The following is a 14,383-nucleotide window of genomic DNA, read 5'->3' as shown; positions in this document are numbered from 1 at the left end:
GACGCGGAGCCGATAAATCCGGACTTCACGTCTTTTTTTCATACGGCTACACTTCCGGAGCAAACCCGTCTTCCTTCGCCAAATCTTTGCCTTCGCGGAGAAATGTTTTCTCGTTTCCTCCCGAAACATAATCGTCACTGACCTGCTCATGCGTTTCGGCCAACCCTTGCATGGCCTCGGTCTCGGCATTCCGCTGCTGCGGATCATAGCTCGTATCCGCTACCGAGCGAAAATTGTTTTTCAGCGCCTCGTCGGCCATTTCTTCTGTCGGGCCTTGTTCCAAACGATTCTTGTTGATTTCGCTCATCTTTCTGCCTCCTAGCGCTCAAAACGAGCCGTAAATACAATTCGCTCATACGTTCCCCCGATGCCGCCCCCCTTATACGCAAAACAGCCCCTCGACTCTTATGATCGAAGGAGCTGCCTTTTTTAAAATGGAAGACGCTTACGGCTGAACGATTCGTTCATTTCCATCCGCATCCAAGGTGAACCGATGGTCTGTCGAAGCTTCCATAATGTCATCGAATGACCAATGCTCTATCCCTACATCCCGCCAAACCGACGCTTGCATTCCATTCAACGGACCGCGCTTGAAAACAAGATTGAGCACCTTCACGGCTTCGGCTCTGGTCAACGCTTCGTTCGGACGGAACGTTCCGTCCCCGTAACCGATCATATACCCTGCGGCGACGACGTTCGCAATGGCTTGCTCCGCCCAATGGCCGCCGACGTCGGAATAACCCGTCAGCTCCGCAGGCTTCGTCAATTGCAAGACGTTCGCCACAAGCTGCGCCATTTCCCCGCGCTTAAGCGGCGCATCGGCACGGAATCGCCCATTGCTGCCCTGCATGATGCCTTCGCTGAGCATCGCCTCTATCGCTTCGAACGCCCAATGGTTCTCCGCGACATCCGCATAGCTGCTAACGGACGGCGGCGCCGTGTCAATATTCAGATTGCGGTACAGCATAAGCGCCATTTGGGCTCGGGTAACGGATGCGTTCGGGCGGAATGTGCCGTCTTCAAATCCGAACATATACCGTTTATGCTCCGCCGTCTCCGCCGGTTTCTGATTTTCCAGAAGCTCTTGCTCTTTCTCTTGATCCAATCGGGCAAAGTATGCCTCGGCCCCATCCATGTAAACCATTGTGAACGTACTGAATTTATCGATGCCGAATTCGACGCCTAACGTACCTTCTTTATAGGTAACGAGCTTTCCTCTGACAAGCTCTTTCGTCCCGTCGTCGTGTTCGATAAAGATGACGAGATTGTTCAGAACGTTTTCCCGCTCCGCACCGGCGCTCGGCAAATCGGAAGCCTTCAGCGGCAGCGTGATCGTTACGGGCTGGCTTTCCATGTTCGTTTCGATGACGGCAGGCCTTCCCAACACTTCGACTTGCCGTCCCTTGGCGATTTCTCGAACCGCCTCTTCCTTCTTGGCCCGTTCGATGACGATGTTCTTTTCGCTTTCCTTCTTGATCGGCACGATCCGGAAGTAAAGCTCTTCATCAAAGCCGGAGAGCGTCGATTTCGGGATAAAAATTTTCGCGTTCTCCGTAAAAATCTCCAGATTAATGTTCCCGTCCTTCATCCTGCCCAAGGAGCCTTCGGGAATCGTTACATTGACTTCATCGACAATGTCGTTCGTATCCGGGATGACAAGACGAGCCGTGTCGATCGCTTGCTCGGCTAGTTTTTCTACCGTTTCGACCACGCTCTCTTGCGTAAATGTAACTTGATCCTTAACCGTGCCGTCCGCGCTTGTCGTACGCTCGATTACGGTCGCGGAAACCGGAGTCCCGCCTTGCCCGTTAACCACGTCAATCTTAATTTGCTCCTTCTTTTCCGGAGCGGGAGCCGGAGCCGGAGCGGAAGTACCCGGCGCGGCTTTACGCAGTACGTTCAACGTGTACGTCTTCGCGGTAACGCCGTCCTCCGCCGTCACGACAATCGAAATTTCGTTGGTTCCGACCGACAGGCTTACACGGTTCGCTCCCGTCCGCCCGTTTACCGTTACTGTTGCATTCGGATGACCGGCGGCCGGAGCAAGCGTAATCTCGCTAACGTCGTTCTCGACGGTCATCGAATACACGAACACGTCGGCGTCGAATGCCGGGCTGAACCCATATCCGCCGTTTACGATCAAACCGCCAAGCTTTGCTACATTAGACAGCTGTCTCGTCGCATGAATCGTATACGTTTTGGTCGTCGTGCCGTCGTGAGCCGTCACAATAATCGTAATGTCCCTCGTATCGCCCGCTGTCAATGCGAACGCTTCGGACGTCTCGCCGCTGTCCAGCATCGTTCCGTTCACCCATAGCGTGGAACGGCTGTCGGAAACCGCAGGAGTGACCGTGATCGAATCGGTGCCGTTAGGCACACTGACGTTATAAATCATTACATTCGGATCAAAGGCAGGACTAAGCGTGCCCGCGCTTACCGCAATGCTTCCAAGATCCGGATTCGGCGTCTCCGCTTTCGTTACGTTAATCGTGTACGTTTTCCGGGTAATCCCGTCTTCCGCAAGCACAGTCACCTTGATTTCGTTCAAGCCGTCCGTTAGCGTCACGGTTTTCGCTCCGGCGCCGTCGACCGCTTGATCGTTAACCGTTACGCCGGCATTCGGGCTGATCGGGCTTGTTTGAACCGTTACGCTGGTCACCGTATTTGCAACGTTGACGCTATACGAAGTAACCTCTGGATCGAACGCCGGGTTCAGACCGAATCCTCCTAAGGAAAGATCGGCCAAATCGGCGTTATTCGGAGCGTACAGCTTTACGGTGAACGTCGTATCCTTAAACAAGCCGCCCGAATCCGTGCCTCTTACCGTAATATTGGCCGTACCGCTTTTATTGGCTGCATACGTAAGCTTCAATTTCTTCGTCACCGGATCGAGCTCCACGCCCGAAAACAGCGACGGATTCGTATTCCCGACAATGGAATACTGCAGCCCTGCCGCCGTATCCTCCTCGTCGGTAAACACAGTCGTCAGATCCAATTCCGTCGGAGTCGTCCCGTTGACAACAACCGTAGGAATCGTACCCGCCGTCGGCGTATGATCGGCTGTACCGGAAAGCGGAATGACCGTCGTACCTTTCCGGTAATCGTTCGTCGTGAGCAGCAGGTTCGCTTGCTTGGTTCCGTAAGTGGACGGCGTGAACCAAACCTCGAACGTTCTCGATTGATTCGGGCCCAAATCCGTAAGATCCGGGTCACCGGCGAATTTGAAATTTTCCGGGTCGTCGATGACCATGCTTCTCAGCTCGAGAGGCTTATCCCCCGTATTCGTGATCGTAAAGGTCGTGCGCCCCGGGGAGGTCGTAACGTCTTTATTCGGATAGCCGATCGTTATCACCGACATTTTTTGCGACGGCGCGTTGATCGATATGACTTGCTCGTCCAATCGGTGCTTCGGATCCTGATAAACGATCTGAATGGCGTCATTGACGGCCGACGCTCCGTCGCCTATAAAGATGCCGTCGTAAGGCGTAACGTTCGTCGGGGTGTTGTACACGCCTTCCGTTACCGTAACACCGGTCGTAAATCCGGATAAATTGCGGAACTCACCCTTGTTTACGCCGACTTCCGTTAAATCAAGTCTCTCCTCATCGCCGTTCGTCCAGTTATACAGCGTTACATATACACTTTCCGTAACCGTAGCATCCAGATTTCTATTTTCATCCACGAGCGAGACAATGAGCGGGCTGCCGAAACGGAAGCTACTCAGCGCCGGATTGCCGTTCTCATCGGTAATCCCGATCGCTTTCGCCCATCGAAGAATGCCGCCGGTTCCTTCTTCAACGATTTTGTTGTTATTTTTGTAGAAGCCTGCATTCCGCAAATCCAATACTGCGCCGTCTCCGATCGTCAACGTTCCGTTATTGAGGAGGGTGCTGTTCGAATTCGCCGTGTTCGGCCCGAACTCAAGCTTGCCTGCAAGCTCTACCGGAACGTTCGCGCTAATATTAAATTCGCTTCCGTACGTATCCATCTTAATATGGCCTGCCAGCGTAAGCTTGGTAGGCGAGGTTCCCGCATAGACGTAAAAAAATCTCGCCTGCAAGGCTCTGTCTCCGGCATTAAATAACTGGTCCCCGGAAACGTAGACGTAGAATATAGGGCTCCACGAGCCGCTTACATTCCCCCCGGCTACATCGAAGTCTCCGTAAATATAGTAGTAATAGCCTGTATAATTTACTGTTCCTTTGGTTATTAGAAAATCTTTATGAAAATAAGTATAATAGCCGCCGAAATTTACGGTACCTCCGCTAATCGTAACGTCTTCAGAGAAGTGTATCTGCTGCGGATGATAGGACAGCAGGTTCACGGTGCCGCCGTTAATGGAGGTTTTTCCCTTCACTTCGAAATCGCCTTGGGTCTCGAACGTTCCGCCGCTGATTTTCAAATCGCCGTTAACCGTGATTGCTTTCGTTGCATCCGATCCGATCTTTCCGCGATAATCCGCGCCAACCGTTACGTTGAGCACATTAACGTTCAGATCGACGGTGACGTCTTTCATCGAAGCAGCGGTAAACGAAACGCTGTCAAACGGTGACGGAACCTTATTATTGGACCAGTTTTCGGGATTACTCCAATTCGTATCCGCGCCTCCCCCATCCCAGACGAGCGGGTCCCGCTGCAGATAGCCCGTCAGCGTATCTTCACTGTCTTGGGCGTCCGTATAGGTCACCTGTAAATTATCATTTTCCGTTCCCCCGTAAGCAAGCGCCGCTGTAGCAAAGGAGCCGATAAACTTGCCCGCAGCAATATCTGTCTCCGTTACCTCGACGGACTGTTCGTCACCGGTCGCAGGGTTGATGACGGTCACCGTCGTCTTATCCTTGGCGCTTCCGTTTGTATTGACATTATCGTCATATAACGTGACGTAACCATTGTTGCCGCTGATTGTGTTGACAGGTTTGCCCTCCGCATCCGTAAACCCGACAACGGATGCCGTCCGTTTGATGGAACCCGTGCCGCTCACCGTAATCGCACCGGTATTGATGTACGATTTCGCATTTCGCGCGTCAAGCACGGCCCCGTCCGCAACCGCAAACGTACCCGCATTATCGAATACGGCGGAGCTTGCCGCCGAAGTGAAGGTTACCGTTCCCGACTGCTCTACGATCGTTCTGTTCACCGCAGCGCCGTTTGCACGGACGATCCGAACATCTCCCGCCACTGTGAGCTTCGTCGGCGAGTTACCGTTAAAGGCGGCGAATCTGCCTAATGTCAGTGCATTGCTGCCTGTATCAAACCGCTGCGTTCCCGAAACATATACATGGAATGATGCATTGCTTGTGCCGGTAACGGTCCCTCCGATTATGTTGAAATCGCCGTAGAACTTGAAGTTATAGTATTCATAGTTGTAATTGTCGTAATAATAGCCGTCAAACGATACCGTTCCGCCGCTGATCGTCACATCGTCGCGGAACAGCATCCCCTCGGATTTGGCAGAGGTTGTTTTCAGTTTCACGTTGCCGCCCGCAATGTCGGTCGTGCCCTTGACGGCAAAATAGCTCTGATTATCGAGCGTCCCGCCCCGGATCACCGCATTGCCTTCAACAAACCAGTCAAATTGCTGCGGTGCGGTTATTTTCCCTGTATAGTTTGCCGCCATTGTAAAATCGTTTATTTTTACATGACGATCGATGACCGCATCCTTGCCCGACGTGCCGTCGAACTTGACGTTGTCGAACAAAGTAGGCAATCGATCCCCGGTCCAGTTGAGCGGGTCGCTCCACTTGCCGTCCGAGCCGCCGCCGTCCCAAACTGCATCGGGTTGGTGCAGGGAGCGTGTCATGGTGTCCCCGCTGTCGTTCGCATCCGTATAGCTCACTTGAATATTTTCGCTTCCGGCATAGGCGAGCTTGCCGTCGCCGGGTACGCTTGAAAGCGCCGTTGCAATGGAGCCGATGAACATCCCCTTGTTTGGCCCGGTTTCATTCAGGATGACCTCCTCCGAATCCGAGCCGTTCGTAACGGTTACCCGCGCTTGGTCAATTGCATTGCCGCGCACATTGACGTTATCGTCGTATAAAGTTATATAAACGGTGTTGTTGCTTACTGCGGCAACCGGCACGACGCCGCTTGCATCGGTAAACCCTAACGCAGCGGCATTGCGCTGAATGGTGCCTAAACCGTCAACCGTAACGGTTCCGTAGTTCACGTAGGTTTTCGCATTCCGCGCATCGATGACGGCGCCTGCGGAAACCGTAAGCGTACCCGTATTTTCAAAGGTGCTGCTGGCGGCCGCATCCGGTCCGAAGGATATGGTTCCAAGCAAGTCCATTGCGCTTTTCTGCTGAAAGTAGCTGCCGGCATTGTTAAGGTTTAACAACCCGTCCACCGTCAGCTTCGTCGGGCTTGTTCCGTTCTCGACGATCAGCTTCGCCAGCGTAACCGCCGAAGCTCCCGTATCGAACGTTTGCGTACCCGAAACATACACTTGAATCGATGTATTGGCCGAGCCCTCCACTACTCCGTCTCGGTTTACTGCAAAATCTCCGTATACTTTGTAATAGTAGCCATAATAGGCGGCATTAAGGGAAACATTGCCTCCGTTAATAGCGACATCATCCATAAAAGCGATTCCCGCGCTGTCCGCAGCGTTCAACTGAACGGTCCCGCCGTCGATGAAGGTCGTCCCTTTGACGGTCATAACGCCGCTAAAATTGAAGCCGCCGCCATGAATCGCGAGGTTTTGATTGACCGTAAACGTCTGGGTACCGCTCGTTGAAATCGTTCCCTCATAGCCCGAAGCGATCGTCAGGCTGTACACGCCCGCTTCCCGGTCTATTACGGCATTCTTCGAGCTCGTCCCGTCGAAAATGACAATATCGTATTGATCGGGAACCGTATTGGTGGACCAGTTTGCCTGGTTTGACCAATAGTTATTAGTCCCGCCGCCGGTCCACGTAATGGTTGCGCCCGCCGCATATGTATGTTGCAGAAAAACATTTTGAAATCCCGATCCAACAACTAATAGAACTAAAAACAGCTTTAGAAATCTTCTCATTGATGCATCTCCATTCCGTTCACTTGTAAAGCTCTTCGATTATCGTCCTAAGCTAGCAGAAAATGTTTGTATGATTTCACCCCTTACGACATGTTTCAACACAAAATGTCGAATCTTGGAATCATTATACGATTGAGCGATCAACAAAAAATAAACAAAAATAGGCCTTAAGAATCTTGCAAGATTCCTAAGGCCACTAATGTAATTGGTCCTATTGCAGCGTCATGTTCGTAATCATCTCAAGCAACCGACGGTCGGGCATCGTTCCAAGCTCCCGCCGAAGCGAATCCTCCAAAATACGGTATTGCCGAATCGCTTCATGTTTCCTTCCAAGCTCTATGTACAAGCAGATCAGCTTGTGTGCAATATCTTCCCGAAGAGGATCCAATGTAAGAAGCTCGTCGAAATAACGGACCGATTTTTGCCGATCATGTTGCTTGGCACTCCATTGGGCCGACGCTTCTAACAGCTCAATATAATCCTGCTCCAGCTTCCGCGTCTCTTCCCCCGCCCAATCGTATGCCCTCCCTTTCAGAAATTCCCCCGTATATAATGCTTCGGCCCTTTCGAGCAGTCCGGGTTTTTCCGGATGGAGTCTCATTTCCTTCAACAGCCGTCTAAACTCGTACAAATCGCAATACATGCCGCTCTCCGCGATCCGGACCTCGCTTCGGTCGGCCTCGATGCAATGCTCCAGCTTATAGTCCGCGAGCGCCTTGCGGATATAATACAAGGTGGAGTTCAAATTTTTCCCCGCTTTGTCGGTGTCCAGTCCGCTCCACAGCGTCTCTATGATTTCCTCCCGGCTGACGGCGCCTTTGTAAAGCAGAAAAGCGAACAGCTCTTCGGTTTTGGGGCTCCTCAGCTTCAGTGGCTCTTTATTCGGACTAGGTCCGAAAATTTTAAAGCCGTTAAACATAAACACAGAGACGGGAGTTTCGGCGGACGACCCTCCCCGCCGTTTTTGAAACCTTTCAAGCGTTCTCGACAGCCGCTCCCCGGTTACCGGTTTAAGCAAATAATCCAGCGCGCTCAAATCGAAAGCTTGAACCGCATATTCGTCATAGCTGGTTACAAAAACAACGCCGATTTCCTCATCAAGCTCGGACAACCGCTTGGAAAGCGTCATCCCGCCCATCCCCGGCATCGAAATATCGAGAAAGGCGATATCGACCCGATTCGTCTTCACAAACTCCAAAGCTTCCAACGGATTCAAAAACGTTACGCAGCTCTCGACTTTGCCGCTTTCGCCGAGCAGCTTTCCCAGCCGCTTTACGGATAACGGCTCGTCATCCACAATCAACGCCCTCATCATACTTCGCCTCCCGATACTTCAGCCGCGGGGGAACCGATCCGAAAGATCACCTTCGTGCCTGCCCCTTCCTTGCTTTTAATTTGAAGACCTTCCCCGTAAATCAGCTTCATCCGCCTGCCTATGTTCCAAAGCCCTACGCCTTTTTTCTCCGGGTCGGGCCTCAGCACTTCCGCCAGCATGGTCTCGCTCATGCCGCAGCCGTTATCTTCAATCGTAAAACGCACCTCATCGTTACTGAGCTTTTGGATCGCGACCGTTACTTTACCGCCTTCGACCTTGGACATCAAACCGTGCCTTACGGCGTTTTCCACGAGCGGCTGTACGATCAGCGGCGGAATCCGGATGCCCATGTCGATATCGGCATCGATGTCGTACTCCACCTGCAATCGTTCGCCGAAACGCGCCTTCTCGATGCTGATATAGGCCTTAACCAGCTCTAGCTCGCTTGAAAGCGTCGTGAGAGAATCCAGCTGCTTAAAATCAAAGCTGCTTCTCAAATATTTCGAAAGCTCAAGCGTCAGCTTCTCGGCGATGAGCGGCTCGTCGACGCACAACGCGGCAATCGAATTCAACGCATTAAACAAAAAGTGAGGCTTGATTTGCGACCGCAAAAAGGCGATCTCCGCATCCTTCGCGTTTTTTACGGAGGCTTTCAGCCGCGTCAAGCTTCGAACGCGCGCCATGAGCTCCTCGGCCTCGAACGGCTTTCCGACGAAATCGTTCGCCCCGTGCTCCATTGCCAGCAGCATATCGGTCGAGCTGCTTCTGGCCGTCAGCATGAGCGCCGGCAATTCAAAGGGCGAGAACCGCTCCCTGAGCTTGATCAGCACGTCGATGCCGGACATGTCCGGCATCGTGATATCCAAGATGACGAGGAAAAAGTCCGTCTTTCGCGACAGCTCCTCCAGCGCCATCCGTCCGCTGTTCACGGCAACGGCCGAATAGCCTTCCAGCCGGAGCAGGTTGATCATCGATTGAAGATTGGCGTAATCGTCGTCCACCACCAAAATCGGTTCGTCTTTACCGCCTTTTATGCGGATCGGATATTCCTGGGTTACGTTGCGGTTTCGGTACGAAACTTCATGCTCTCCTGCAGCCTGCTCATTAAAGCTTTCCGGCTCCCCCGCCGAAACCGGAAGCGTGAACGTAAATACGGAGCCATGTCCGGGAACGGAATCTACCTCGATCCGCCCGCCTTGCAGCTCCACCAGCTTCTTGGTAATGCTTAAGCCGAGTCCGGTTCCTCCGTACTGTTTCGTCTCCGATGCGTCTCCCTGCTCGAATGCTTGAAAAATACGTTCCTGCATATCCGGGGAAATGCCGATGCCCGAATCCTTCACCCGTACATGAACCATCCCGCGGATTGCCTCCGCACTAACTTCGACAATGCCGCGGTCCGTAAATTTGAGCGAATTGCCGAGCAAATTGTGCAATATTTGAAGCAGACGGCTTCCGTCCGCGTATACCGGAGCCATGTTGTCCGGCACGGCGTTGACGAGCTCGATCTTTTTTCCGCCAAGCAGGAACGCATGCATTCGGATCACGGAATCGACAGCGGCCTTCAAATCGATGCTGCTCTTATAAAGCGCTATATCTCCGTGCTTCATTTTGGAATAATCGAGCAGTTCATTTACGAGATGAGTCAACCGCTTTCCGCTCCCCAACACGATAGCCAGGTTTTGCGCCTGCTTTTCGGTTACCGGACCCTCTACTCCCTTCAAAATGGTGTCGGTAATGCTCACAATAGCGTTCAGCGGCGTTTTCAATTCATGAGAGGTGTTGGACAGAAAATCGTCTTTGATCTTATCCTGCCGGATCAAATGGTTTTTCATATCGTCGATCGTCCGATATGCCTCGAAAAAACGCAATGCGATGAGAAATATCAGGATGACGTTAAACAATACGATATAGATTTGCCCGGGCCATTGATTTTCCTTTGTGGTATAGGCAAAAAGGATCAAGTCCAAGGAGTATAGGTTAATGCAGAGGATCGCCATGTACAGCAGGAACATTTTTACCCGGTCGGAAGCCCCGTTCTTAATATAATGAAATGCGATTCGAAGCAGCAGCCAAACAATGAGCAGCTCGTACAATCCGATGACGAGCGGTTGGAGGGCAACGTACTCGCGAATGGGAAGCACCACAATCAGCAAGAGAGAAAAGCCGAGAACAAACGTTATGATTCGGGTAATTTTCAAGGACATGAGACTTTTATTGAACTGATAAAAAAAGACGGCTAACACGATGAAGCTGGCAACCGAAATCATGTCCTTCGCCTTATACAATATTTCGAACGGAACCTGCGGAAACAAGAGCGAGAGCGGACGTTCTTCGATCAAACCGTTGTACGCTGCGAATAGGGAGCAAATAACGGCAAAGACGAGCAGCGTGTAGTCTCTTTTCGCATACACCGCGGCCATTACGAAGCAAATGAAATAAGTACCGGCCAGAGTGCTCAAAATGGCGAAAATCGCAAACGCGAATCCCGTGCTCATCTGTTGATGCTCCGTCATGGCGGCCTGTTCGCCGAAGTAGATGGAGAGCGGAATGCCCGCATTGATGTAGTCGTAGTTGGAAACGTGGACAATAATCTCAATATCCCCTTGATCGGCGGAAAAAAAACCGATTCGCGGCACATTCCCGCTCCGGTAGCCGTCCGCCCGAAGCGAAGGCTCCCCGTCCGCAAACAGCTTTTGGCCGTTTGCATAAACGGCGCTTGAAAAGCGAATGTTCATTTTTTTAATGGCAAAAACGCCGCTGAACGGCACGTTTTTTAACGTCATCCGGTATGTTGCGGAGCCGTAAGCCGGCAAAGCTGCGCCCCCTATGTTTTTTCCGTTCCACTGGGAAGGCACCGCGATATAAGCGTCGGGAACAGGGTTGTCCGCCGCTTGTTCCCGAAATTGCTCGGGAGTCAGCAGCCGGTTCCAGTAAAATTCCCATTCGCCGTCGAGTTTGATTCGCTTTGTCTCGGAATCGTCCCAGCCGGAGAGATCCATAACCCCGTTATGCACCCGCAGATGTGCCGTTTGATTGTCGCGGTCCAGAACGAAGGATAGCGGAATAAGCGAGAAGGATATAAGAGCGATCAGGCAGAGGATCATGGTTCTCGCGAGCAAAGACGTCGCCCCTTTAATAGAAATAGGATTGCAGCGCAATGAATTCCATCATTATACCTCATCTCTTACGGCAAAGTCATTGGCCGGAAAACTCGACGAACCGGCGGATTCGATCGATTCCTTCAACAACTTCAGGCTCGCTTAAGTGCCCGTATCCGAGCACGATGCGGTTTCCGTGAATCCCCCTGATCAAGGCATAATCTTCAGGGCTTTGAACACGAACGCCGTATGCTTCGGCACGATGCCAGTCAATAGGGGAGGATATTCCGGAAATTTCAACCATAATATGCATGCCGGCCTCGTCGCCGTATACGGTGACGCGATCCCCGAAGGCGTTATGCAAGGCGCCCGCCAGTTGATTTCGCCGGTTTCTGTATACGAGCTTCATTTTGTAAACGTGCCGGTCGAGCCGCCCGTCTCGAATGAATCGAGCCAAAGCTATTTGCGGAACGGAAGGGACACGCAAATTCATCTCTTCTCTAAGCGAGGCGAAACCGCCGATCAGTTTGTTGGGTACGACAATAAAGCCGATCCGAAGACTCGGGGCAAGCGTCTTGCTGAAGGTTCCGATATAGATGACGCGGTCGGGCGCCAGTGTATAGAGCGGCGGAACTGGAATGCCTTTGAGACGGATATCGCCATCGTAATCATCCTCCAAAATATACGAATCGGACTGTTCCGCCAGCTTGACGGCATGCTGCCGGCGCTGGATGGACAGAATGCTTCCGCATGGAAATTGATGCGACGGCGTTAATAGAAGCAAGTGGCCTTTTTCCAAACGGCTGATATGCTGCAATTCCATGCCTGACGCATCGACCTGAACCGGCACCAGCTTGAAATGGGCATGACGAAAAATATGCTGTGCAAATTCGATCGTCGGATCTTCGAGGTAAACGGAATGGAATCTGGAGGACATGGCTCTGGCAGCCAATGCGAGTCCGTCTGCGGATCCCGATGCGATCATGATGCGGTCCGGATGGCATCGCATGCCTCGCGTCCGGTACAAATACGAAGCAATGGCCGACCGCAGCTCATATTCCCCCCGAATATCGCCGTAATCGTAAAGGTTGTTCGAGCCGTCTTCGGCCGCCTCCTTCAAATATTTGGCCCATTCCTTTCGCGGAAAAGCGAACAGATCCGGCGTTCCCGCGGTAAAGTCGATGAACCCGTCGGCTCTGTGCGGAACGGCGGGATCGGTTGCCGGTTGGTCTCCGTCTTCGCTTAACGGATTGGCGGAAATTCCTTCCGCGACGTAGGTACCGGAGCCGACTTTTCCGGTTACGTATCCTTCCGCGGCAAGCTGCTCATAGACGTCGATGACGATGTTCCTTGCAATGCCAAACTCCTGGGATAGCTTTCGGGTCGGCGGAAGGCGCGTACCCGCGGGAAGAACGCCGTTTTCAATATTGCGCCGCAGTTGGCCGCATAGTTGAGCGGTGACGGACAAGGAAAGCGACGAATCGATTTGAATGCCGAACATAGCCCCATCCTCCAATTGGTTCCTGAAAATATTAAATAATTGGTTCTACAAGGAACCATTCCCAATCATTATAATCGGCTTGAGATCAGGAAAGAAGGAGGAATCGGCACATGAAGACGGCAAGAAAGAAGCTGGGAAAATCGGATATCGAGGTAAGCCCGCTCGGATTCGGATGCTGGGCGATCGGGGGGCCGTTCCGGCTGAACGGACTGGCGGACGGATGGGGGGAAGTCGACGATGAAGCATCCATCCGCGCCATTGGCCGGGCGCTGGAGCTGGGGGTGAACTTTTTCGATACGGCGGATGCGTACGGAGTCGGGCATAGCGAGGAAATACTTGGACGCGCCTTGAAAGGGAAACGTCAGGAAGCTGTAATTGCCACAAAGTTCGGCTTTACGCATGACGCTGCCGCCAAACAAGTATACTCGCGCACGGATGTTTCCCCCGCTTATGTACGTGCGGCATGCGAAGCGTCTCTTCGGCGGCTTGGGACCGATTATATCGATCTGTATCAACTCCATGCCGGCGACGTTACGCTCGAAGAGCTTGATTCCGTCATCGGCTCGCTGGAGACTCTGAAGAAAGAAGGCTGGATCAGATGCTACGGGTGGAGCACGGCTGATCCGGTACGCGCCGAAGCATTCGGGGAAAGGTCGACAGGCGTCGCCATCCAGCATGGGCTCAATGTGCTGCTGGATCATCCCCAAATGATCGACGTGTGCGAACGACTCGAGCTGACGAGCATTAACAATGCGCCGCTCGCCATGGGGCTGCTTAGCGGAAAATTCGACCGGTCGTCATTCATATCGAAAGACGACGTTCGCGGTGCGGGACACGAATGGGCGGTCTACTTCAAGAACGGTAAGCCGGTCCCCGATTTTATGGATAGGCTCGACGCCGTCAAGGAAATTTTAACTTCAAACGGACGAACTTTGGTTCAGGGTGCGCTTGCTTGGCTGTGGGGACGAAGTGCGGCCACGGTGCCGATTCCGGGCTTGAAGACGATAAACCAACTGGAAGAAGCGGCCAAAGCAATGGAATTCGGGCCGCTAACGAACAGGGATATGGCGGAAATCCGCATGCTGTTGGACAATATAGGGGCGGGCCGACGGTAGGGAATACCGGACAATATGATCGACCCTGTCTTGGTAAGAGATGTTTGCTCGTAATCAGGAGCGGCAATCTCAGGTATCGGACCTATCAAATTCGGATGGCCGGCGGCTCGCTCTAACGTAACGGACAGGGATACAGCTATTAGGCGTTTTGAGTGTAGTTTGCAGTTTTTAACGGACACCACCGCAGTTATTACCTCGAAAAAGCGGGTTTATGCGCCAAAAATCGAGGATTAGCGTCCGTTGTGTCCGTTAGCGGAATAACGGCGGTTAAAATGGCGATATAAGGTCTGTGGCGTCCGTCCCTCGTATTTAAGGGGAATGCTCTCGAATACTCTCTCA

Annotated in this window: 6 protein-coding genes; 1 reads left to right on the top strand and 5 read right to left on the bottom strand. The window is 52.5% G+C overall.

Annotation, left to right across the window (positions count from 1 at the left end; all coding sequences use genetic code 11):
• Window positions 1-46: 46 nt before the first annotated feature.
• From PT964_RS21840 to pdxR, 5 genes are all read right to left on the bottom strand, one after another.
• A complete protein-coding gene (locus PT964_RS21840) occupies window positions 47-307 on the bottom strand; it encodes a YozQ family protein (protein ID WP_274365481.1) in 261 nt (86 codons plus the stop codon).
• A gap of 138 nt (window positions 308-445) precedes the next feature.
• Window positions 446-7,015 carry a cadherin-like beta sandwich domain-containing protein gene (locus PT964_RS21835; protein ID WP_274365480.1) on the bottom strand — a complete coding sequence of 2,190 codons (6,570 nt, stop codon included), beginning with the start codon at window positions 7,013-7,015 and terminating at the stop codon, window positions 446-448.
• 211 nt (window positions 7,016-7,226) lie between these two features.
• Window positions 7,227-8,327, bottom strand: a complete 1,101-nt coding sequence (locus tag PT964_RS21830; protein WP_274365479.1) for a response regulator — start codon at window positions 8,325-8,327, stop codon at window positions 7,227-7,229.
• Window positions 8,327-11,449 carry an ATP-binding protein gene (locus PT964_RS21825; RefSeq protein ID WP_274365478.1) on the bottom strand — a complete coding sequence of 1,041 codons (3,123 nt, stop codon included), beginning with the start codon at window positions 11,447-11,449 and terminating at the stop codon, window positions 8,327-8,329. Before PT964_RS21825 ends, PT964_RS21830 begins: the two co-directional genes overlap by 1 nt.
• Window positions 11,450-11,525: 76 nt before the next feature.
• Entirely contained in the window at window positions 11,526-12,929 is a 1,404-nt protein-coding gene (gene pdxR, locus PT964_RS21820; RefSeq protein WP_274365477.1) for a MocR-like pyridoxine biosynthesis transcription factor PdxR, read from the bottom strand.
• Window positions 12,930-13,039: 110 nt separating this feature from the next.
• Here pdxR and PT964_RS21815 point away from each other — a divergent pair, with 110 nt between their 5' ends.
• Window positions 13,040-14,044, top strand: coding sequence for an aldo/keto reductase (locus tag PT964_RS21815; RefSeq protein ID WP_274365476.1), 1,005 nt, complete (start codon window positions 13,040-13,042; stop codon window positions 14,042-14,044).
• Window positions 14,045-14,383 lie beyond the last annotated feature (339 nt).

This window comes from Paenibacillus thermotolerans (assembly GCF_028745515.1).
Lineage (GTDB): Bacteria > Bacillota > Bacilli > Paenibacillales > YIM-B00363 > Paenibacillus_AE > Paenibacillus_AE thermotolerans.
The sequence above is the reverse complement of the archived record's forward strand: the minus strand, read 5'-3'. Positions and strand labels throughout refer to the sequence as shown.